General features: G+C 71.4%; 14 protein-coding genes and 2 pseudogenes. 11 read left to right on the top strand and 5 right to left on the bottom strand.

What is annotated here, in order from left to right; genetic code table 11:
• Nucleotides 1-6: 6 nt before the first annotated feature.
• Nucleotides 7-912: an alpha/beta fold hydrolase gene (locus OG373_RS39715; RefSeq protein WP_405444367.1), complete on the bottom strand. Its 906-nt coding sequence runs from the start codon at nt 910-912 to the stop codon at nt 7-9.
• 293 nt (nt 913-1205) lie between these two features.
• Here OG373_RS39715 and OG373_RS39710 point away from each other — a divergent pair, with 293 nt between their 5' ends.
• The 6 genes from OG373_RS39710 (at nt 1206) to OG373_RS39685 (ending at nt 7968) form a co-directional block, all read left to right on the top strand.
• Complete coding sequence (locus OG373_RS39710; protein WP_405443759.1) at nt 1206-2072, top strand: SDR family oxidoreductase; 867 nt, start codon at nt 1206-1208, stop codon at nt 2070-2072.
• Between the two features lie 413 nt (nt 2073-2485).
• Complete coding sequence (locus tag OG373_RS39705; RefSeq protein ID WP_405443757.1) at nt 2486-3751, top strand: molybdopterin-dependent oxidoreductase; 1266 nt, start codon at nt 2486-2488, stop codon at nt 3749-3751.
• Nucleotides 3748-4257 (top strand): hypothetical protein, encoded by a 510-nt coding sequence (locus tag OG373_RS39700; protein WP_405443755.1) that lies wholly within the window; start codon nt 3748-3750, stop codon nt 4255-4257. Before OG373_RS39705 ends, OG373_RS39700 begins: the two co-directional genes overlap by 4 nt.
• Before the next feature lie 171 nt (nt 4258-4428).
• On the top strand, nt 4429-6069 hold the full coding sequence (locus OG373_RS39695) for a potassium channel family protein (protein ID WP_405443754.1): 1641 nt from the start codon (nt 4429-4431) through the stop codon (nt 6067-6069).
• 49 nt (nt 6070-6118) lie between these two features.
• Nucleotides 6119-7099, top strand: a complete 981-nt coding sequence (locus tag OG373_RS39690) for a GlxA family transcriptional regulator (RefSeq protein WP_405443753.1) — start codon at nt 6119-6121, stop codon at nt 7097-7099.
• Nucleotides 7100-7218: 119 nt separating this feature from the next.
• Nucleotides 7219-7968, top strand: coding sequence for an MBL fold metallo-hydrolase (locus OG373_RS39685; protein ID WP_405443752.1), 750 nt, complete (start codon nt 7219-7221; stop codon nt 7966-7968).
• A gap of 115 nt (nt 7969-8083) precedes the next feature.
• On the opposite strand, the gene OG373_RS39680 is transcribed toward OG373_RS39685, so the two are convergent.
• Entirely contained in the window at nt 8084-9652 is a 1569-nt protein-coding gene (locus OG373_RS39680; protein WP_405443751.1) for a carbohydrate binding domain-containing protein, read from the bottom strand.
• Nucleotides 9653-10319: 667 nt separating this feature from the next.
• Between OG373_RS39680 and OG373_RS39675 the strand changes: the two are divergent.
• Nucleotides 10320-11882 (top strand): annotated as a pseudogene (locus tag OG373_RS39675) (acyl-CoA dehydrogenase family protein); the annotation flags it as partial.
• A gap of 1 nt (nt 11883) precedes the next feature.
• Here OG373_RS39675 and OG373_RS39670 read toward each other — a convergent pair.
• A pseudogene (locus OG373_RS39670) lies at nt 11884-12066 on the bottom strand (Ku protein); the annotation flags it as partial.
• Between the two features lie 312 nt (nt 12067-12378).
• Between OG373_RS39670 and OG373_RS39665 the strand changes: the two are divergent.
• From OG373_RS39665 to OG373_RS39650, 4 genes are all read left to right on the top strand, one after another.
• A complete protein-coding gene (locus OG373_RS39665; RefSeq protein ID WP_405443750.1) occupies nt 12379-13026 on the top strand; it encodes a 2Fe-2S iron-sulfur cluster-binding protein in 648 nt (215 codons plus the stop codon).
• The gene (locus OG373_RS39660; RefSeq protein ID WP_405443748.1) at nt 13023-14039 is read left to right on the top strand and encodes an FAD binding domain-containing protein; all 1017 of its coding nucleotides are present in this window, start codon (nt 13023-13025) and stop codon (nt 14037-14039) included. The genes OG373_RS39665 and OG373_RS39660 overlap by 4 nt, the downstream gene beginning before the upstream one ends.
• A gap of 67 nt (nt 14040-14106) precedes the next feature.
• A complete protein-coding gene (locus OG373_RS39655; RefSeq protein WP_405443747.1) occupies nt 14107-16206 on the top strand; it encodes a xanthine dehydrogenase family protein molybdopterin-binding subunit in 2100 nt (699 codons plus the stop codon).
• A gap of 471 nt (nt 16207-16677) precedes the next feature.
• Nucleotides 16678-17166, top strand: coding sequence for an N-acetylmuramoyl-L-alanine amidase (locus OG373_RS39650; protein WP_397732006.1), 489 nt, complete (start codon nt 16678-16680; stop codon nt 17164-17166).
• A 51-nt stretch (nt 17167-17217) separates the two neighbouring features.
• On the opposite strand, the gene cydB is transcribed toward OG373_RS39650, so the two are convergent.
• Nucleotides 17218-18207: a cytochrome d ubiquinol oxidase subunit II gene (gene cydB / locus OG373_RS39645; protein WP_405443745.1), complete on the bottom strand. Its 990-nt coding sequence runs from the start codon at nt 18205-18207 to the stop codon at nt 17218-17220.
• A 26-nt stretch (nt 18208-18233) separates the two neighbouring features.
• Nucleotides 18234-19694 carry a cytochrome ubiquinol oxidase subunit I gene (locus OG373_RS39640; protein WP_405443744.1) on the bottom strand — a complete coding sequence of 487 codons (1461 nt, stop codon included), beginning with the start codon at nt 19692-19694 and terminating at the stop codon, nt 18234-18236.
• Between the last annotated feature and the right edge of the window lie 90 nt (nt 19695-19784).

Raw genomic sequence — 19784 nt, 5'->3', positions numbered from 1 at the left:
TCGTACTCAGCTGATGCGGCGCCGGACGGCCCGTTCCGGCCGCTGCTCTCGCGCTCGGTCGACCTGCCGGACCGGCTCTGCTCCGGTTTGGACCAGGAAGTCGGTGAGTACTTCGACGAGCCGTTCGGGCTGGTCCTCAGGGATGAGGGTGGACGAGTCGGCGATCTCGATCAGCCGGCCCTGCGGGTACAGTTCGGCCAGGCGGGGACCGTGCTCACGCGGCATCAATCGGTCCTCGGTGGCCCAGACGACCAGTACCGGGCGGTCGAAGTCACTCAGCCGCTCGCTCCAGTCGAGCAAGGTCCTACGGTCCGGTGCCCCGGTGGCGAACTTGGCGAAGTCCCTGCGAATGGCCCTGCTTCGGGTGGCAGGAGCGAACCAGTCGTCCATGATCTCGTCGGGGATCCCACGCAGGCTCATCCCGCCGTATCCGCCCCGGTTGTGGCGGAACGCGGGAATACGCATGAGCCTCGTCAGGAGCCGCACGCCGCCGGGAACCCTGCACACCTGGGCCATGGCCTTGGCCGGCCCCGGGGGAAAGTTGTCGAAGGCCTCGCAGGCCACCAGCACCAGGCGCGCGATCCGCCGGGCCCGCCCTTCCGACACCAGGAACTGGCCCCCGCCCCAGTCGTTGAGCACGAGGGTCACCTGATCCAGAGCGAGCTTCTCGATGAACTCGCCCAGGAGCAGGGCGACACCTCGCTGGGACAGGTCGGCATCCGGATTCATCGGGAGACGGTGACCGCCGAGGGGCAGCGTGGGCAGGACGCAGCGGTATCCGTCCAACTGTGGGACAACCTTGCGCCACTGGGTCTCGTTCATCGGCAGGCCGTGGCCGAACACCAGCACCGGCCCTTCACCGCCGGTGTCCTGGTAGTCGATCGGCCCGGACGACAACTCGATCCTCGGCATCGCTACCCCCACTTGATGGATCGTTCCACTGTAATCCTGGAGCGGAGAGGCGGACGCACCGTTCGGCTCGATCCACCACTTCTTCCCCGGCGGCAAGCAGCAACCGGCCGAGAACATGATCCGAGCCGACCGGCCGACCTGGACGCCGACCGCCCTTCGGGTCGGTCATCACGGAAGCACGGTCACAGCCTCGACGGAAGAGACACACCTGGACGGCCTCGCTCTGCGACCCAGTGTCACCGTTCGGATACTTTGGGCTGACGCAGGCCGACCTCGGGGAGTGAAAAGTCAAGATGGCGACGGTGCTGGTGACGGGCGCGACAGGGAACGTCGGTGCGAAGGTCGTCGCGGAGCTGCGTGAGCGGGGCATTCCGGTCCGTGCCTTCGTCCGTGACCCGGATCGTGCGGCCGCCGTTCTCGGCGGTGAGACCGAGCTGGCGCACGGCGACTTCGCCGAGCCGGCGTCTGTCCGGCGGGCACTCGACGGTGTCGAGCGGATGTTCCTCCTCTGCGCGAACGACCCCAGGCAGGTGGAGTACGGGACGAACGCGATCGACGCGGCAGCGGCCGCGGGTGTCCGGCAGGTGGTCATGCTGTCCACGATCGGGGCAGGGGTCGGTTCCCCGACGGTCTTCTTCGACCAGCACGGCCGTATCGAGGAGCACCTGCGCGGCTCGGGCATCCCGGCAGTGGTGCTGCGCTCGAGCCACATGATGTCGAACATCCTCGGTTCTGCCACGACCGTCCGGCAGGCCGGCCGCTTCTTCCTCCCCGCCGGTGACGCGCGCATCGCGATGGTCGATCCGTATGACGTCGCCGGCGCCGCTGCCGCGGTGCTGGTCACGTCCGGGCAGGACGGCCGGACTCATGTCCTCACCGGGCCGGAGGCGATCACCTACGCCGAGGTCGCGCGCCTGCTGTCGAGTGCCCTGGGCCGCCCGATCGAGTACGTGGACGTTCCGGACGACGCGGCGATCGCGGCGATGGCCCAGGCCGGCCTGCCGCAGTGGCTCGCGGAGCAGGTGGTGGCCGTTTTCGAGGCGCTGCGCGGCGGTGAGAACGCGACAACCACCGACTCGGTACGGGAACTGACGGGCCGTGAGCCGCGCGGCTTCGACCAGTTCGCCCGCTGGGCGGCCCCGTTGCTGGCCAGCGAATAGCACGCCCTCAGCGCCGGCAGAAAGCTACGAAAGCCCCCTGGGCACTGCGCCGTGGCTTGCTGCGCACAGGGGCGGCGCTTGATGCGCATCACCCTCGCCACGACGAGACTCCCTCGTCAGGCTCAGGGGGGCATTTCCGGCGTGTCACGCGGGCTGCGCGGCTCCGATCCGGAGGTCCTCGGTGAGAGTGGCTGTCCGGTGGGCTCGGCACGGCTGTGGGCGGAGGATTCCTGATGGGTGAGAGCGTCAGCGGGCAACCGCCGGGCGGCACCCCACGGCACCCGCACAGTCACGCGTCCGGGAGCGACGACGGCGCGTCGGACCATGGTCCGGCGGGGAGGGCCGCCACGCCCGGGAAGCCTGGTGCCGCCGAGGAGACGGGGCCCGGGCCGGTGGCACGGTTGCGTGCGGTCGTGAAGTCCGCAGGGTCCGCGGGGCCTCCCCCGGGGCCGGCGCGGCCGGAGTTCTGGCGCAGCCCGCTCCGGGGCCCGTGGCTGACCGCGGTGTTCGGGCTGGTCCTGCTGTTCGGGATCACGGTGCTGTTCGTGACGGGCCTGCTGTCGTACGCCGCGTACAACCCGGATCTGGCGGCGGTCAACGACCAGACTCCGGACAAGGGGTGGCTCGGCTTCTACCTGTTCTCCTGGCCGACGTCGCCGTACTGGCTCTACCGGCTCACCCAGGGCGTCCACGTGACGCTGGGGATCGTGCTGGTGCCCGTGCTGCTGGCGAAGCTGTGGTCGGTCATTCCGAAGCTGTTCGAGTGGCCCCCGATCCGCTCGGTGAGCCACGCCGTCGACCGCCTGTCATTGGTCCTGCTGGTCGGCGGCGCCGGCTTCGAGTTCGTCACCGGCATCCTCAACGTGCAGCTGCACTACATCTTCCCCGGCTCCTTCTACACGCTGCACTTCTACGGAGCCTGGGTGTTCATCGGCGCCTTCGTGGTGCACGTGACGTTCCGGCTGCCCAGGGCCCTGCGTGCCGTCAGGCGCCGTCTCGGCGAGCCCGCCGCGGGTGCCGAGGAGGCGGCCGGGCCGGACGCGCCGCGCCCCTCGGCGCCGACCATCTCGCGCCGGGGCGCCCTGGCCATGGTCGGGCTCGGTTCGGTGGCGCTGCTGGTGGTCACGGCGGGGCAGAGCATCGGCGGGTGGTGGCGGAACACCGCGCTGCTGGCCCCTCACGGCCGGGACCCGGGCTCGGGCCCGAACGGCTTCCAGATCAACAAGACCGCCGCCTCGGTCGGCATCCGGCCCAGCGACATCGGTCCCGCCTGGCGGCTGACCGTACGCGGCGCCGGGCGGCAGGTCGACCTGACGTACCAGCAACTGCTGGCCATGGCGCAGCACGAGGCGGCCCTGCCCATCGCCTGTGTGGAAGGCTGGTCCACCACCGACCAGCAGTGGAGCGGGGTCCGGCTCACCGATCTCGCCGCCCTCGTCGGGCTCGGCGTAGGCACGCCCGAGGTGCTGGTGGAGTCGGTGCAGCGGGGCGGCTCCTTCCGTTCGGCGGTGCTGCGTGACAACCAGGTCCGCGACGGCCGCTCGCTCCTGGCCGTCCGGGTCAACGGGGCGACGCTCTCGCCCGACCACGGCTTTCCGGCGCGGATCATCGTCCCCGGGGCGCCCGGGGTGCACAACACCAAGTGGGTCACCCGTCTGACGTTCGGAGAGCCGGCATGAGCGCTCCGACCGCCTTCCGCCGCCGCTACGGCGCCTCCCCGCTGCACCTGCTCCTCGTCCTGGCCTCGTTCGCCCTCGCGCTCTACGCCGGACTGCGCCTGTTCGAGGGGGACACCGTCGGCGTTGCCCTGTGGTTCGTCGGGGCGGCCCTCCTCCACGACCTCGTACTGCTCCCCCTGTACTCGCTCACCGACCGGGCGGCGCAGGCCCTGTTCACCCGTGGCCCGGAGGACGGCCGGCCCGCGCCGCGGGTGAGCGTGAACCACGTCCGCGTGCCCGGGTTCGTCTCCGGTGTCCTGCTGCTGGTCTGGTGGCCGCTGATCCTGGAACAGGTCGGGCACTACACCGCCGCGACCGCGCTCCCGGCGGACGGCTTCCTGGCCCGGTGGCTGCTGATCACCGCTGCGCTGTTCGCCGCCTCGGCCGTCGTCCTGATCGTACGGACGCGGCAACGGACCCGGCAACGTAACCGGGCTCAGCGGCAGGCGCGCAGCGCGACGAAGTGACGGCCTCCGGTACTGGTCCACCGCTCGGCCCCGGCCCATCCCTGCGACACTGCCCGGCGGTTCAGCGCCGCGGCGCCGACCATGGCCCACGGCATCCGGCTTTGCGGTCAGGGCATCCTTGGGCGGTGTCTTCGGTATCAACAGCCTCAACAGCCCGCCCCTGATGGGCGGATGGTCGTATGCGGCGACGACGGGCTGGCCCGTCGGCTGGCCTCCGAGCTGCGGGAGGTCTACAAGGAGGGGGTGACGCTCGTAGCGCCCGCCGCCCGCGACACTCCGCCCAGTGTCGGCCGTGCTCCCGGGGTACCGGGGCGCGGGCTGCTGGGGCGGGTCCCCCTGCCCCGGGGACGGACCGCGGGCGGCGGGCCGCCGGCGGTGCGGGAGCTGCAGGTCCTGGACGCGGCGGAGCCGGACGAGGGGGTACTGGCCGCTGCGGGGGTGGCCGGGGCCGCCGCCCTGGCGCTCGTCTACGAGGACGACGACACCAACGTCCGGGCCGCCCTGGTGGCACGCCGGCTCAACCCGAGGCTGCGGCTGGTGATCCGGCTCTACAACCGCAAGCTCGGCCAGCACCTGGAGGAGCTCCTGGACCAGGCCGCGATGGTGGCGGAGCCGGGTATCGACCTGCGGGAGCTGGACTCCTCGACCACCGTGCTCTCGGACGCCGATACGGCCGCGCCCGCGCTGGCCGCAAGCGCCGTCGCGGGTACGAGCAAGGTGGTCCAGGCCGACGGTCTCCTGCTGCGCGCGGTGGAGCGTACGCCTCCGGGGAGAGGCGAGGTGGCCGACCCCGGCCTGTGCACCCTGGCGCTCCTGTCCGCGACGACGAGTGACCCGGCAGGCGCCGAGGGCGCGGAATCCAGCGGGGACCGCGGCCCGCAGCTGCTGCCGGACGACCGGGCCGTCGCCGCCGCGACGGGGCGAGGCATCCTGGCCCTCGAAACGGTCACGCACACGGGCCCGACCCGGAGGAGACAAAGACTCGGCGCCGGGGCGCTCCCGGTCGCCTCCTTGTTCTCCCGGCGGCTGCGCTGGTCCATGGCCGGGATGGTCGCCGCGGTGGCAGCTCTCGCCGTCGCGTCGCGGGTCACGACCGGCGACCATCCCCTGCACGCCGCGTACATCACCCTGCTCGACATCTTCGCCATCAACGACCCCGCAGTGGGAGACCCCACCCAGCGCCAGGTCCTCCAGATCCTGGCCGGGTTCGTGGGCCTGCCCCTGCTCCCGGTGCTGGTGGCTGCCGCTCTGGAGGCCCTCGGGGCTTTTCGCACGGCGACCGTCCTGCGCAGGCCCCCGCGCGGGCTGTCGGGCCACGTGGTCCTGCTCGGGCTCGGCAAGATCGGCACGAGGGTGCCGGCCCGGCTGCGGGAACTGCAGATCCCGGTCGTGTGCGTGGAATCCGACCCGCAGGCACGCGGCCTCGCGCTGGCCCGCACACTGCGGGTGCCCGTGATCATCGGCGACGTGACCGACGAGGGCGTACTGGAGTCGGCGCGTGTCCACCGGGCCCACTCCCTGCTCGCCCTGACCAGCTCGGACACCACCAACCTCGAGGCCGCCCTGTACGCCCGCAGCGTCAAGCCGAACCTGCGGGCCGTACTGCGCCTGTACGAGGACGGGGCGATGCCGGACCTCGCCTCCGCCCCCGCAGAAGGGACGTCGCGGCAGTCGGGGCTGGTCCGGGACCTGCACCCGGGGTACGTGCTCAAGCCGGAGGACCGCGTCGTGCTGGCCGCCACCCGGCGGGGGCCGGCCGTACTCCTCGGACGTGGGGAAACCGTCCTCCGCCGACCCGATGGCCGGATCTGAGACAACCTCGTCATTGCGGACACGGGGGCGCAGGAAAGAGGATCAGTGCATGCCCGCACCCCACCGTGTCGTCATCGTCGCCTTTCCCGGCGTGGAGCTCCTGGACGTCACAGGACCCGCCGAGGTGTTCTCGGTCGCCTCCCGTGTGACCGCGGACGAACACCCCCGCTACACCGTTGAGATCGCGACGGCGGACGGCGGCCCCGTGACGACCTCCAGCAGTGTCCGGCTACTCGCCGACCTGCGGCTCGACGAGGTGACCGGCAGGGTCGACACCCTGCTGGTGTCCGGCGCCGTCACCCACCCGAAGGAGGGCGGCGCTCGCGCCGTCGTCGATCCCGTGGTCACGGACTGGCTCCGTACCGCGGTGCCCGAGGCCGGGCGCACCGGTTCGGTGTGCGCCGGCGCCCATCTCCTCGCGGCGGCAGGCCTGCTGGACGGCCGGTCCGCCACAACGCACTGGCTCACGGCCGCGCAGCTGGCTGCCGAGCACCCCGAGATCAGCGTGGACCCCGATTCGATCTTCGTTCGCTCCGGTTCGCTGTGGACCTGCGCCGGGATCACCTCGGGGATGGACATGGCGCTGGCGATGGTGGCCGAGGACCACGGACACGCCTTGGCGCTCGCCACCGCCCGCATGATGGTGATGTACGTCAAACGCTCCGGCGGACAGAGCCAGTTCAGTGTGCCGCTCTCCGTCCAGGAGCCCACCTGCGACCGCATCGGCGAACTCCGCCAGTGGATCACGGAACACCCCGAGGCGGACCTGTCCGCCGAGGCGCTCGCCCGGCGCGTCAGTCTCAGCCCACGCCATTTCTCCCGGCTCTTCGCGCAGCGCACCGGCACCACGCCCGCCGCGTACGTGGAATCCGCCCGGCTGGAGACCGCCCGCCGGCTCCTCGAGGAGAGCGACGCCGGTCTGCCGCAGATCGCCGCCACCAGCGGGCTCGGCTCCCTCCAGACCCTCCACCGGACATTTCAGCGCCAGCTGGGAACCACACCGGCCGAATACCGCCGCCGTTTCCGCTGAACCCGACCCGCTCCGCCCCGCCCCTGACCCCGTTCTTCCCCTTCGCCCGACCGCCCACCGACCGGCGGACGCCGAGGCACGCCCACGCGCGGCCCCGTAGCCGAAAGGCCCCCATCCCCATGTCCCGCACGAAGATCATTCCGATACCGGTGCTCGGCAAGCACACGGTCAACGCCTACCTCCTGCTCGGCCGGCGCCCCGTACTCGTCGACGCCGGAACGCCCGGCAGTGGAAGGCTGATCCGCGACCGGATCGCCGGTCACGGTGTCGACCCCTCCGACCTCGCCCTGATCGTCATCACCCATGGACACATCGACCACTTCGGCTCCGCCGCGGAGCTCCATCGCCTCACCGGCGCACCGGTCGCCGGCCACGTCGCCGACCTCGACCCCTTCCGCACCGGCCGGGCTCGCATGCCCCACCTGCCGACCGGCCCCATGGGCCGCCTGATGAACCGCAACCGCAAACTGCACGTCCCGACCGATCCGTTCGAACCCGGGATCCTGATCCACGGTGAGACCGACCTGACCGACTTCGGGCTCGACGCCCGGATCATGCCCACCCCCGGCCACACGGCGGGCTCCGTCTCCGTCCTGACCGAAGGCGGAGACCTCGTGGCGGGCGACCTCGTGGCCAACTCCTTCATGGGCCTCATCCCCGGCAAACCGGCGAACCCGCCCTTCCACGACGATCCTTTGCACAACCTGGCCAGCCTGCGCGCCATGCTCGCCCTCGACCCCACGAAACTCCACGTCGGCCACGGCGTCCCGCTCGACCCCGAACGCGTCCGCCGCTGGGCGGAGCGGGAGCAACGGCGTCTCTCCCGCCGGGCGAACCGGGGCCGCCTGCGAAGCCGCACCATGAGCTGACCTTCTCGTGGCCGCTGACCGTTCCCCGACGGGAGAAGGGCGCCCCGCCACTGCTGTGCGGTGGCGGGGCGCAACGCAGCGCAACGCAGCGCAACGCAGCGCAGGCAGTGAGGCATCAACGGCCTTGGAGGGACCTGACGTTGTCGCCGAAGGTCCAGCCCTTTGAGCCGTCCCAGTTGACCGACCAGGTCATGAGCCCCTTCAGCGAACCGCCGAAGGCGTTCCACGACTGGCTGACGAGACTCGGCGCCATATAGCCACCTCCCGCACCCGGCTGGGCCGGCAGGCCGGGCACCTGCTTGTCGTAGGGCACCTTGATGGTGGTGCCCTGGATGACCAGGCCGTTGTTCAGGCATGTGGTCTGCGCGGTGAAGCCCTGGACGGTACCGGCCTGGTACGAGTCGCCGGAGCAGCCGTACATGCTGCCGTTGTAGTACTGCATGTTCAGCCACCACAGTCGCCCGTTGTCGGCGTACTTCTTGATGATCGGCAGGTAGGAGCCCCAGATGGATCCGTACGTGACGCTTCCGCCGGTGACGTACGCGGTTTCGGGAGCCATGGTCAGGCCGAAGCCGGCGGGCATCTGAGCCAGCACGCCGTCGATGATGCGCACGAGGTTGGCCTGGGAGGCGGACAGCGTGTTGATGCTGCCGCTTCCGGAGAGGCCGGTCTCGATGTCGATGTCGATTCCGTCGAAGTTGTACTTCTTGAGGATCGGGACGACGGTCGCCACGAACCGGTCGGCGACCGCGCTGGAGCTCAGGTCGATGCCTGCGGCTGCGCCGCCGATCGACATCAGGATCGTCGCCCCGGCCGCCTTGGCCCGGCACATCTCGGCGGGGGTCGAGACCTTGACGTTGACGTCCATGCCGTCCTGCCACAGGACGGTGCCGTCCGAGAGGATCACCGGGAAGGCGGCGTTGATGACGTTGTAGCCGTGTGCGGCGATCCGGCTGTCCGTGATGGGGACCCAGCCCATGCCGGGGTGGACGCCGTTCAGGGCACCGTCCCAGTTCTCCCAGTATCCCTGCAGGACCTTCCCCGACGGCCTGGGCTTCGTGGGGCAGGTGTCGCCGGGCGACGTCGTCGTCGGTGTGGGTGTCGGCGTGGGCGTGGGCGTCGGTGTCGGCGTGGGGGTGGGCTTCGGCGTGGGGGTGGGCGTCGGTGTCGGTGTGGGTGTGGGGCTGGTGCCGCCGGGGCCCGCGAGCGAGACGTCGTCCGCGTAGTACGCGGGCTGCCCGTACCAGCCGTGCAGGTAGACGGTCACCGAGGTGGTGGTCGGCCCGGTGGTGAAGCCGACGCTGAGCCGGCCGTACGACGGTGTGTTCGGGGTCCAGGTGGACGGGGCTCCGGTGGTACCGGTGCCGGTGGCGCCCAGGTAGACGTAGCTGCCCTGGACGTAGGCGCTGAGCGTGTACTGGGAGTTGGGCTGCACGCTGACGGTCTGGGTGCACCGGGCGTTGTCCAGGCCGGTCGGCGTGGCCTTGAGCGCGGCGGCACCGGAGTGAACCGGGCTGGTGACGGTCGTGCCGGATCCGCCGGAGCAGGTCCAGTCGGAGAGCCCGTTCTCGAAGCCGGAGTTGGCCACCGACTCGGTGGTAGCGGCCCCGGCTGTGACGGAGCCGGCCACGGCGATGCCGGCACCGATGAGGGCGGCGGCGCTCACCCCGGCGAGGGAACGCATCAGGATGGTCGGTCCCTGCTCGGCATGGCGGGGCCGGCGGCCTCCGCCGCGGCCAGGAGACGGGCAAGGGCCCGTAGGGCCCGACGGATGTGGAGTACGTGACCTCCGACGGAACATGCTGTGCTCCCTTCCCGCCGAGCGCCATGGTCGTGACCGGCGCGTGGGGCGTGACGCCCGGCTCGGGTGAGGTGGGGGACATGTGGGGCTGTGCCGGACCGGATCGTAGGGACGGCAACAAGGCCCGTCAATAGGTCTGGACCAATGACCGGGGCGCGGCTCGGGCGCCGGTGATCCGGAGCGGGACACTCCGGGGAGTCGGACCAACGCCGCCACTCGCGCCGGCCATCCGGCCCGTGCGGACATCGCCCCCGGCCGACCGGGGCTCGATCAGGCCTGCGGCCTGCGCAGCAGCGGGGGCGCGGGGTTGGGCAGGGTGGCCGCGGCCCCCAGGCCGCTGCGCGCCGACGCCCTGCGCACAGCACATCCGTCGGTGCCGCCGTCGCCGCCCTGATCCCGGCCCCCGGGCCGGAGCGCGGCGTCGTGAAGGACCCGGCGGGCCCGGCACCCGAAGCCGCCCGCGCGACCACGCACCCGTAGCGACTCTCTCCCCCGGCCACGCCACTCGTGCGCCCCGGTTGATCGTCCCGGGGCGGGGTAGCGGAGCGGCATGGCCACCGAGAACGCTTCCGCCCCCGCGACCGGCTACGTGCAGCCCGAGTTCGACGTCCCTGCGCTCACCGAGGTGCTCGACGGCGAGTACGCCGGGATCCGCGACCTCGTCCGTACCAACCTTGCGACGTACTCCTCCGTCCTGGAGGAGGCTGACGGCCTCGACATCGACGCGTACCGCGAGCGGGTGCGCGAGGTCGTCGTCGGGTTGGCCGCGACGGGCCAGACCGGCATGGGCTTTCCCCCCGAGTACGGCGAGGGCGGCGACATCGGGGCCTCGATCGCCGCGTTCGAGACGCTGGCCTTCGGCGATCTGTCGGTCCTGGTGAAGGTCGGGGTGCAGTTCGGGCTCTTCGGCGGCGCGATCCTTCATCTGGGCACCGCGCGCCATCACGAGGCGTACCTGCCGGGCCTGATCACCGGGAAGCTCATGGGCTGCTTCGCGATGACCGAGACCGGGCACGGCTCCAACGTCCAGGCGCTCGGTACCGTCGCGACGTACGACGCCGCGAACCGGGAGTTCGTCATCACCACCCCCGACGACCCCGCCCGCAAGGACTACATCGGCAATGCGGCCCGCCATGCCGAACTGGCCGTCGTCTTCGCCCAGCTGGAAGTGGACGGCCGGTCCCACGGTGTACACGCCTTCGTCGTCCCCGTCCGGGTCGGCGGCGAGACGGCGCCCGGTGTCCGGATCGAGGACGACGGCCGCAAGATGGGGCTCAACGGCGTGGACAACGGCCGCATCCGGTTCGACGGCGTGCGGGTGCCGCGCGAGGCACTGCTCAACAGATTCGCCGACGTCACCCCCGAGGGCGGCTACGAGAGTGCCATCGACAACCCCGACCGGCGCTTCTTCACCATGCTCGGCACGCTGGTGCAGGGCCGGGTCAGCGTTGCCGGCGCCGGGATCAATGTCGCCAAGGTCGCCCTGGCCATCGCCACGAAGTACGCCGTGCGGCGCCGGCAGTTCGCGGCGGGCACGGGCACCGAGGAGCAGGTGCTCCTCGACTACGGTCTGCACCAGCGCCGCCTGCTGCCGCTCATCGCCCGGACGTACGCCTTGCACATGGCGCAGGACGTCGTGCGCACGCAGCTGCACGAGGTCTTCTCGGGCACGGAGGACGACGCGCGGGCGCGGCGCCGGCTCGAATCACGGGCTGCCGGCATCAAGGCGCTCGGCACCTGGCACGCCACCCGGGTCGTCCAGGAGTGCCGCGAGGCGTGCGGCGGCGCCGGCTATCTCGCCGTCAACCGGTTCGCCGCACTCAAGAGCGACAGCGACGTGTTCACGACCTTCGAGGGCGACAACCACGTCCTGTTGCAGCTCGTGGCCAAGGGGCTGCTCACCGATCACGCGAGCGAGTTCGAGGACCTCGACCAGCTCGGTATGGTCCGCTACGTCACCAACCTCGCCGTGGAAACGGTCATCGAGCGGACGTCGGCCCACAAACTGCTCGAGCGGGTACGCGACCTGCTGCCCGGCGGCGACGCATGGGACCGGGAAGCCGGCCTGCTCGACCCGGAGTACCAGCTCGCCATGGTCCGCTTCCGTGAAGACCGATGTCGTCGAGCTGCACCTCGTTGCCCGTCCGCTCGTTCACGCGCCGGTTGCGGATCCGGTCCGCGGTACCGTGCTCGAGCCGATGGAAGCGGATCGTATGGCTGTCGGTGGCCGTGTAGAGGCCCACCGGCAGGCCGACCAGGCCGAACGAGAGAGTTCCGGCCCATACGGGACGAGCCATGATCGCCACCTCCTCCAGTCACCCCCTGCCCCTGTCCCCTGCACCTACCCCGCTCAGGGCGGAGAGCCCCCTCGAACGATCGAACGATCGAACGGGTCGATCGGCTCCCGACCGTGGCGGCGAGCGGCCCGGTCACCCTTCGCGACCGCACGGGACACGGCGCGTTCCGATCGACCACCGAGGGGGCGGGCGGCACGTGACGGCGCGCCCAGGACGCCGGAACGCGTGGAATGTCCGAGGCTGGGCAGTCGAGAGGATATCTGCCTGAAACGGACATGAAGGACAGTCGTGGCTGCGAGCGGAGCACGTCCCATGCATCAAGCCGGTTCCGGACCCGACCCTGCCGGCGGGCCGCCCGGCGCCACCGCGGACGGCGCTCACCGTTCGAGGGTCGCACTCCGGGTCAACGGCACGGACCGTGATCTCGATGTGGACCATCGTGTCACCCTCCTCGACGCCCTGCGCGAGATCCTGGGGCTGACCGGGACGAAGAAGGGCTGCGACCACGGGCAGTGCGGCGCCTGCACCGTCCTCGTCGACGGCAGGCGCGCCAACAGCTGCCTGCTGCTCGCCGTGGCCCAGGACGGGGCCGAGGTCACCACCGTCGAAGGTCTCGCCGACGCGGACGGCTCGCTGCACCCGCTCCAGCGGGCCTTCCTCGCGCACGACGCCTTCCAATGCGGCTACTGCACGCCGGGGCAGCTCTGCTCCGCCCTCGGCGTCCTCGGAGAGGCGGCCGACGGGCACCCCTCGCACGTCACCGGCACCGCGACACCGGAGGGTCCCGTCACCCTGACCGCCGAGGAGATCCGCGAGCGGCTCAGCGGAAACCTCTGCCGCTGCGGTGCCTACAACGGGATCGTCGAAGCCGTCGCCGAGGTGGGCGCCGAGATGAACGGCGCCGATGTCACCGCCCCTTCCGCGCCGGCAACCCCTCCGAGTCCGGATGTGATCGCGTGAAGCCCTTCGCCTACGTCCGGGCCACCAGCCTCCAGGAAGCCGTGGACGCCCACGCCCGCCGACCGGGCTCGCGCTACCTCGGCGGGGGCACCAACCTCGTCGACCTCATGAAGCACGATGTCGAGACGCCGACCGCCCTCATCGACATCTCCCGGCTCCCGCTGAACCGGGTCGAGGAACTGCCCACGGGAGGTCTCCGTATCGGAGCCACCGTGCCCAACGCCGACCTGGCCGCGCACCCCCTCGTACGGAGCCGATATCCCGCACTGTCCCAGGCCCTGCTCGCCGGTGCGTCCGGGCAGCTGCGCAATGTGGCCACCACCGGCGGGAACCTGCTCCAGCGCACCCGGTGCCCGTACTTCCAGGACGTGTCCAAACCCTGCAACAAGCGCGAACCGGGCACCGGCTGCGGCGCCCTCGACAGCACCCACCGCGACCTCGCCGTCCTCGGCCACTCCGAGCACTGCGTCGCCACGCACCCCTCCGACATGGCCGTGGCACTCGCCGCGCTGGATGCCGGAATCGAGCTGTACGGCGACGCGCAGGGGCCCCGGCACGTCGCGGCGACCGCGTTCCACCGGCTGCCCGGAGCGCAGCCCGAGCAGGACACCGTCATCCACCCCGGGGAGATCGTCACCGCCGTGGTCCTGCCCCCGGCGGCCCCCGGCGCCGTTTCCCTCTACCGCAAGGCCCGCGACAGGGCCTCGTACGCCTTCGCCCTCGCCTCGGTCGCCGCCGTACTGGAACTCGCCGACGGCCGGGTGCGGCACGTCGCCCTCGCCTTCGGCGGGCTCGCCCACCGGCCCTGGCGCGCCACCGTCGCCGAACAGCTGCTGACCGGTGCGCCGCTCACCGACGAGAACGTGCTCCGGGCGGTGGACGCCGAGCTGGCGCAGGCACGGCCGCTGCGCGGCAACGCGTTCAAGGTCGGGCTCACCCGCAACCTCGCCCGTGACGCGCTCACGACCCTGGCGCGCGCCTGCGCCGGGGAGCCCCCCGCGCGACTGCCGTAGTCGCCCGCCGCCCGCCGTCCGCCGTCCGCCGTCCGCCCGTCACCGATTCGACCAGACAGGGAGCGCCATGCACCCCACCGACGCCCTCGGCAGCCCCGTGCCCCGGCGGGAGGGACGCGAGAAGGTCACGGGTGCCGCCCGCTACGCCGCAGAGCACACCCCAGCCGGCTGCGCCTACGCCTGGCCGGTACCCGCGACCGTCGCCAGCGGGCGCGTCACCGCCGTCGACGACACCGCGGCCGCCGCCCTGCCCGGCGTCATCGGCGTCCTGACCCCGGTCAACGCGCCGCGCCTGGGCGCCTCCGAGGACCCGACGCTGCAACTGCTCCAGGACCCGCGCGTCCCCCACCGCGGCTGGTACGTGGCCCTCGCGGTCGCCGACACCCTCGAAGGGGCGCGCGCCGCTGCCTCCGAGGTGCGGGTCACGTACGCGAGCGAACCGCACGACGTCACCCTCCGCGCCGACCACCCCGACGCCTACACCCCCGAGCAGGCCAACGGGGGGCACCCCGGCCACCGGGAGCAGGGCGACCCGGACACGGCCCTGTCCGCCGCCCCCGTACGGGTCGACTGCGCGTACACGGTGCCGCCCCTGCACAACCACCCCATGGAACCGCACGCCGCCACCGCCGACTGGGACGCCGGTCGCCACCACCTGACCGTGCACGACTCCAGTCAGGGGGCGGGAGCCGTCCGCACCGCGCTGGCCTCTCTGTTCGAGCTCCCCGAGGACGACATCACGGTCGTCTCCGAACACGTGGGCGGCGGTTTCGGTTCCAAGGGCACCCCGCGCCCCCACGTGGTCCTCGCCGCGATGGCCGCGCGCCACTACGGCCGGCCCGTCAAGCTCGCACTCCCCCGCGGCCACCTGCCCACGACCGTCGGCCACCGCGCACCCACCCTGCACCGGATCTCGCTGGGCGCCCGCGCCGACGGAACCCTCACCGCCCTCACCCACGAGGTCACCACCCATACTTCGCGTGTCCGCGAGTTCGTCGAGCAGGCCGCCGTGCCCGCGCGCGTCATGTACGCCGTACCGGACGTCCGCACCACGCACCGCGCCGTCGCCCTCGACGTGCCGACCCCGTCGTGGATGCGCGCGCCCGGGGAGGCCCCGGGCATGTACGCCCTGGAATCGGCGATGGACGAGCTGGCCGACGCCCTCGGCATCGACCCGATCGAGCTGCGGGTACGCAACGAACCCGCGTCCGAACCCGACAGCGGCCGTCCCTTCAGCAGCCGCCACCTGGTGGAGTGCCTGCGCGAGGGCGCCGAACGGTTCGGCTGGGCGGGCCGCCGGACCCCGTGGCGCGAGGGCCCGTACCTCATCGGCGCCGGGGTGGCCTCCGCCACCTACCCCGTACTGGTCGCCCCCTCCACCGCCCGTGCTCACGCGCGTCCCGACGGCGGCTACCTCGTCGAGATCAACGCCACCGACATCGGTACGGGCGCCCGTACCGTCCTGGCCCAGGTGGCCGCCGACGCCCTGCGGGTCCCCGTCGGCCGCGTCGCCGTCACCATCGGGCACACCGGGCTGCCCGCGGCGTCTCTCGCCGGAGGCTCCTGCGGCACGGCGTCCTGGGGATGGGCCGTCCACGACGCCTGCGCCGCCCTGACCGCACGACTGGAGAGCCGCCGCGGGCCACTGCCGGCCGAGGGCCTGTCCGCGTCCGCGGACACCACGCAATCGGCCAAGCAGAAGTCCCCCTATGCCCGGCACGCGTTCGGCGCGCACTTCGCCGAGGTCCAGGTCGACACGGTCAGCGGAGAGGTACGGGTGCGACGCCTGCTCGGCGTCTACGCCGCCGGCCGCATCCTCAACCCGCTCACCGCACGCTCGCAGTTCAAGGGCGGCATGGTCATGGGACTCGGCATGGCACTGACCGAACACAGCACCGTGGACGCGGCATTCGGCGATTTCACCGAGAACGACCTGGCGGCCTATCACGTTCCCGCGCACGCCGATGTGCCGGACATCGAGGCCCACTGGATCGACGAACACGACAAGCACCTCAACCCGATGGGCAGCAAGGGAATCGGGGAGATCGGCATCGTCGGCGCGGCCGCCGCCATCGGCAACGCCGTCGCCCGTGCCACGGGGCACCGTCTGCGCGAACTGCCCCTGACGCCCGACCGCGTGCTGGCCGCGCTGCACGGGAACGCCTGAGCACTCGACCGCTCACGGCCCGTCCGGCCCGCGGGCTGCGGGTGCTCCCGGCGGCGCGTGCGCGGGTCGTGATCGCGGCGCGCCGTGGCCCGGGCGGGTCGGTGGTGGCAGAGGGAGAACGCGCGCCCCGGCCCGGGGTTGACCCGACGTTGTCACGAAACGGTCATCATTCGGTCCCATTCCGATGAAAAGCGGAGGCAAGTATGCCGCTGCAGAACGTACTTCCCCGCCCCGTCCGTACGGAGCCACGTGAACCACCGGAAACCGAAGCCACAGCTGATGTCGCGCCGCACCGCCCTGGCATGTACCGGGGGCGGACTCACCGCCACCGTCCTTGCGGGTGCCGCCGCCTTCAGGGGCCCCGACCCACGCCCCGCCCGAGCAGTGGATGTGCAGGAACATGAGCAGGAGCAGGGCGAGGGCCGTGCGGGAGCGCCTGCCGAGAACCCTCCCTTACCGGGGCAGGCATGGATGCCGGACGCCACCCGCAAGCCGCTGTCGGTGAACTTCACGCCGGGCGGGCTCACGGAGATGCGGGGACTGATCCTGCACGTGCAGGAGGGCGAGAACTCGCTCCACGAGCGCTTCAGCGACCCCTCCGTCAAGTCTTCCTCGCACTTCTGGGTCTCGCAGTCCGGCGAGATCGAGCAGTACGTCTCCGCGTCCGACCGGGCATGGGCCCAGGGCACCGGGAACCCGCTGTGGCTCTCGGTGGAGACCTCGGGGTTCGCGCGCCGGCCGCTCACCGCGCAGCAGGTGGAGGCCGTTGCCCGGATCTACACCTGGGGCGTGGCGCAGCACGGGTGGCGCCTCGAACAGGCCTCCACCCCGCTCGGCCGGGGTTTCGGCATACACAGCATGGGAGGCCGGGAATGGGGCGGCCACGCATGTCCCGGCCCGCTCCGTGCGGCACAGACGGGAGAGGTGCTCTCCACCGTCATCCGCATGCGCCCCCGCTAGGCCGTCCCTTCCGGATCTTGCCGGGCGGATCCGGATCAGGCCCGCGGCAACTCATCGGTCGGTAGAGATCCGCTTGCGGAAGACGTGGTAGGTCCAGCCCTGGTAGACGAGGACGACGGGCAGCAGGACGAGGGCGACGACGGTCATGACCTTGAGTGCGTAGGGGCCGGACGCGGTGTTGTGGACGGTCAGGTCGAAGGCGCTCTTGGTGCTGGAGACCATAACCCTCGGGTAGAGCTCCGTGAACAGCGACGCCACGGTTGCGGCCATCGCGACAGTGGTGCCGCTGAAGGCCCAGCCGTCGCGGCCGCTGCTGACGGCCCAGGCCGCGGCGGCGACGGCCAGGACGGCAGCGAGTTCGACGAGGTTGACGAGGATGCCCCCGTCGGCGATGGAGCGTGTCCAGAAGACGAAGGCGAGGACGACCAGGCCGGCGGGCAGGACCATGCGACGGGCGAGCCGGTGCGCCCTTGCGCGGATCTCCCCGCTGGTCTTGAGGGCGAGGAAGGTCGCGCCGTGCAGGAGGCAGAGCACGGTCAGGGTGATTCCGGTGAACACGCCGTAGCCGGTGAACAGGTCCGCGAAGGTGCCCGCGTACTCCTGGTCGCCGCCGATGGGTACGCCGTGCAGCAGGTCTCCGAGCGCGATGCCGAGGACCAGGGGAACGGTCAGGCTGCCGGCGGTGAGCAGCACGGTCCAGGTCCGTCGCCACCCGGCGCCGTCGACGCGGTCGCGGTACTCGATGGCGATGCCACGGACGATGAGTCCGGCCAGGAGGAGGACGAGGGCGAGGTAGAAGCCGGAGAAGAGGGTGGCGTACCAGCCCGGGAAGGCGGCGAACATCGCGGCGCCCGCCGTGACCAGCCAGACCTCATTGCCGTCCCACACCGGTCCGATGGTGTGGAGTACGGCCCGTCGGCCTGCTTCGTCGCGGGAGAGCAGTCCGTGGAGCATGCCGACGCCCAGGTCGAAGCCCTCCAGAACGAAGAAGCCGATCCACAGTACGGCGATGAGGACGAACCAGAGGGTGGTGAATTGCATCGCGGGCCCTTCGGCGGCTCGGGACCTCAGTAGGTCATCTCGTGGGCGGGCTGGTCGTCCTGGTCCGTCGGGTCGGTGCCCTTGCGTGCGTGGCGTGTCATCAGCACGGCGGCGACCACGGTCAGTGCGGCGTAGAGGAGGAAGAAGGCCACGATGCTGATGGCCACCTCGGTGGTGCTGACGGAGGAGGAGACGCCGTCCTTCGTCAGCTGGAGGCCCTGCACGATCCAGGGCTGGCGTCCGTTCTCGGTCAGGAGCCAGCCGGCGGTGTTGATGGCGAACGGCAGCGGCACGGCCCATACCGCTGCGTTGAGGAACCAGCGCGAGTGAGCGAGTCGTTTGCGCCGCAGCAGCCACAGGCCCCACACGCCGACGAGGAGGGCGAGTACGGCGAGGTAGGCCATGACGCGCATCGCCCAGTACTGGATGAATACGTTGGGCACGTAGTCGCCCGGGCCGTACTGCTGCTGGTACTGGCTGTTGACCTCGTTGAGGCCGAGGACCTTGCCGTTCCAGTGGTTGGTGGCCAGCAGGGACAGCAAGTGGGGGATTTCCAGGATCTGCGTGGGCGTCTGGTCGTTCTTGCCTCCGCCGATCTGGAACAGGGAGAAGGAGCAGGGCTGGCAGGTCTCCCACTGGGCCTCGGCGGCGGCGATCTTCATCGGTTGGTACTTGCCCTCGGTCACGCCCAGTTCGCTGCCGACGAGCATCGCGAACAGCAGGGCGGGCACGAGGACCAACAGCGACAGGCGGGCGGACAGCCGGAAGGCCGCGCCCGAATGCTCGGTCGTGTGCGGGCCGCCCCCGTCGTCGCCACCGTTGCCGGCGCCGTTGTCGGCGCCGGCCCTGTCGGCGCGGAGGTCGTTGCGCAGGTGCCATGCGGAGACGGCGAGCATGACCATCGAACCGGTGATGAGCGCGGCCAGCACCACGTGCACGTAACCGCGGAGGAAGACCGGGTTGGTGAACAGCGCCCACACATCGTTGAGCTGTGGTCGACCGGTCGACGGGTCGATGGCGTAGCCGACCGGATTCTGCATCCAGGAGTTCGCCGCCATGATGAACAGCGCCGACAGTGCGCTGCCGGCTGCCACGGCCCAGATCGTCGCCAGGTGGACCCGCTTGGACAGCTTGTCCCAACCGAAGATCCACAGGCCGAGGAAGGTCGATTCCAGGAAGAAGGCCGCGAGGCCCTCCATCGCCAGTGGAGCCCCGAACACATCGCCCACCGTGCGGGCGTAGCCCGACCAGTCCATGCCGAACTGGAACTCCTGGACCAGACCGGTCACCACGCCGACGGCGACGTTGATCACCAGCAGGGTCCCGAAGAACCGCGTCAGCCGCAAGTACTCGGCCCGACCGCCCCGGTACCAGGCGGTCTGGAGCAGGGCGGTCAGCAGACTCAGCCCGATGGTCACCGGGACGAACAGGAAGTGGTAGATCGACGTCATCGCGAACTGCAACCGCGCCAGATCCAGCTGACTCATGTGTCCACACCCATCACGGCGAAGCAGGCTGATCCTCAGCCGCCCAGGCAAGCAGACCCGCGCCGCCGCGGCCTGCGCGCCGCACCCCCC

The sequence above is a fragment of the Streptomyces avidinii genome, from assembly GCF_045161815.1.
In the GTDB taxonomy this organism is placed as follows: Bacteria; Actinomycetota; Actinomycetes; order Streptomycetales; family Streptomycetaceae; genus Streptomyces; species Streptomyces avidinii.
The sequence above is the reverse complement of the archived record's forward strand: the minus strand, read 5'-3'. Positions and strand labels throughout refer to the sequence as shown.

Coding starts and splice junctions, on each gene's coding strand:
- OG373_RS39690 (WP_405443753.1), top strand. CDS start 6,119: ATGCCCGCACCCCACCGTGTCGTCATCGTCGCCTTTCCCGGCGTGGAG.
- OG373_RS39640 (WP_405443744.1), bottom strand. CDS start 19,694: ATGAGTCAGCTGGATCTGGCGCGGTTGCAGTTCGCGATGACGTCGATC.
- OG373_RS39655 (WP_405443747.1), top strand. CDS start 14,107: ATGCACCCCACCGACGCCCTCGGCAGCCCCGTGCCCCGGCGGGAGGGA.
- OG373_RS39665 (WP_405443750.1), top strand. CDS start 12,379: ATGCATCAAGCCGGTTCCGGACCCGACCCTGCCGGCGGGCCGCCCGGC.
- OG373_RS39710 (WP_405443759.1), top strand. CDS start 1,206: ATGGCGACGGTGCTGGTGACGGGCGCGACAGGGAACGTCGGTGCGAAG.
- OG373_RS39685 (WP_405443752.1), top strand. CDS start 7,219: ATGTCCCGCACGAAGATCATTCCGATACCGGTGCTCGGCAAGCACACG.
- OG373_RS39695 (WP_405443754.1), top strand. CDS start 4,429: ATGGTCGTATGCGGCGACGACGGGCTGGCCCGTCGGCTGGCCTCCGAG.
- OG373_RS39715 (WP_405444367.1), bottom strand. CDS start 912: ATGCCGAGGATCGAGTTGTCGTCCGGGCCGATCGACTACCAGGACACC.
- OG373_RS39680 (WP_405443751.1), bottom strand. CDS start 9,652: ATGCGTTCCCTCGCCGGGGTGAGCGCCGCCGCCCTCATCGGTGCCGGC.
- OG373_RS39650 (WP_397732006.1), top strand. CDS start 16,678: ATGCCGGACGCCACCCGCAAGCCGCTGTCGGTGAACTTCACGCCGGGC.
- OG373_RS39700 (WP_405443755.1), top strand. CDS start 3,748: ATGAGCGCTCCGACCGCCTTCCGCCGCCGCTACGGCGCCTCCCCGCTG.
- cydB (WP_405443745.1), bottom strand. CDS start 18,207: ATGCAATTCACCACCCTCTGGTTCGTCCTCATCGCCGTACTGTGGATC.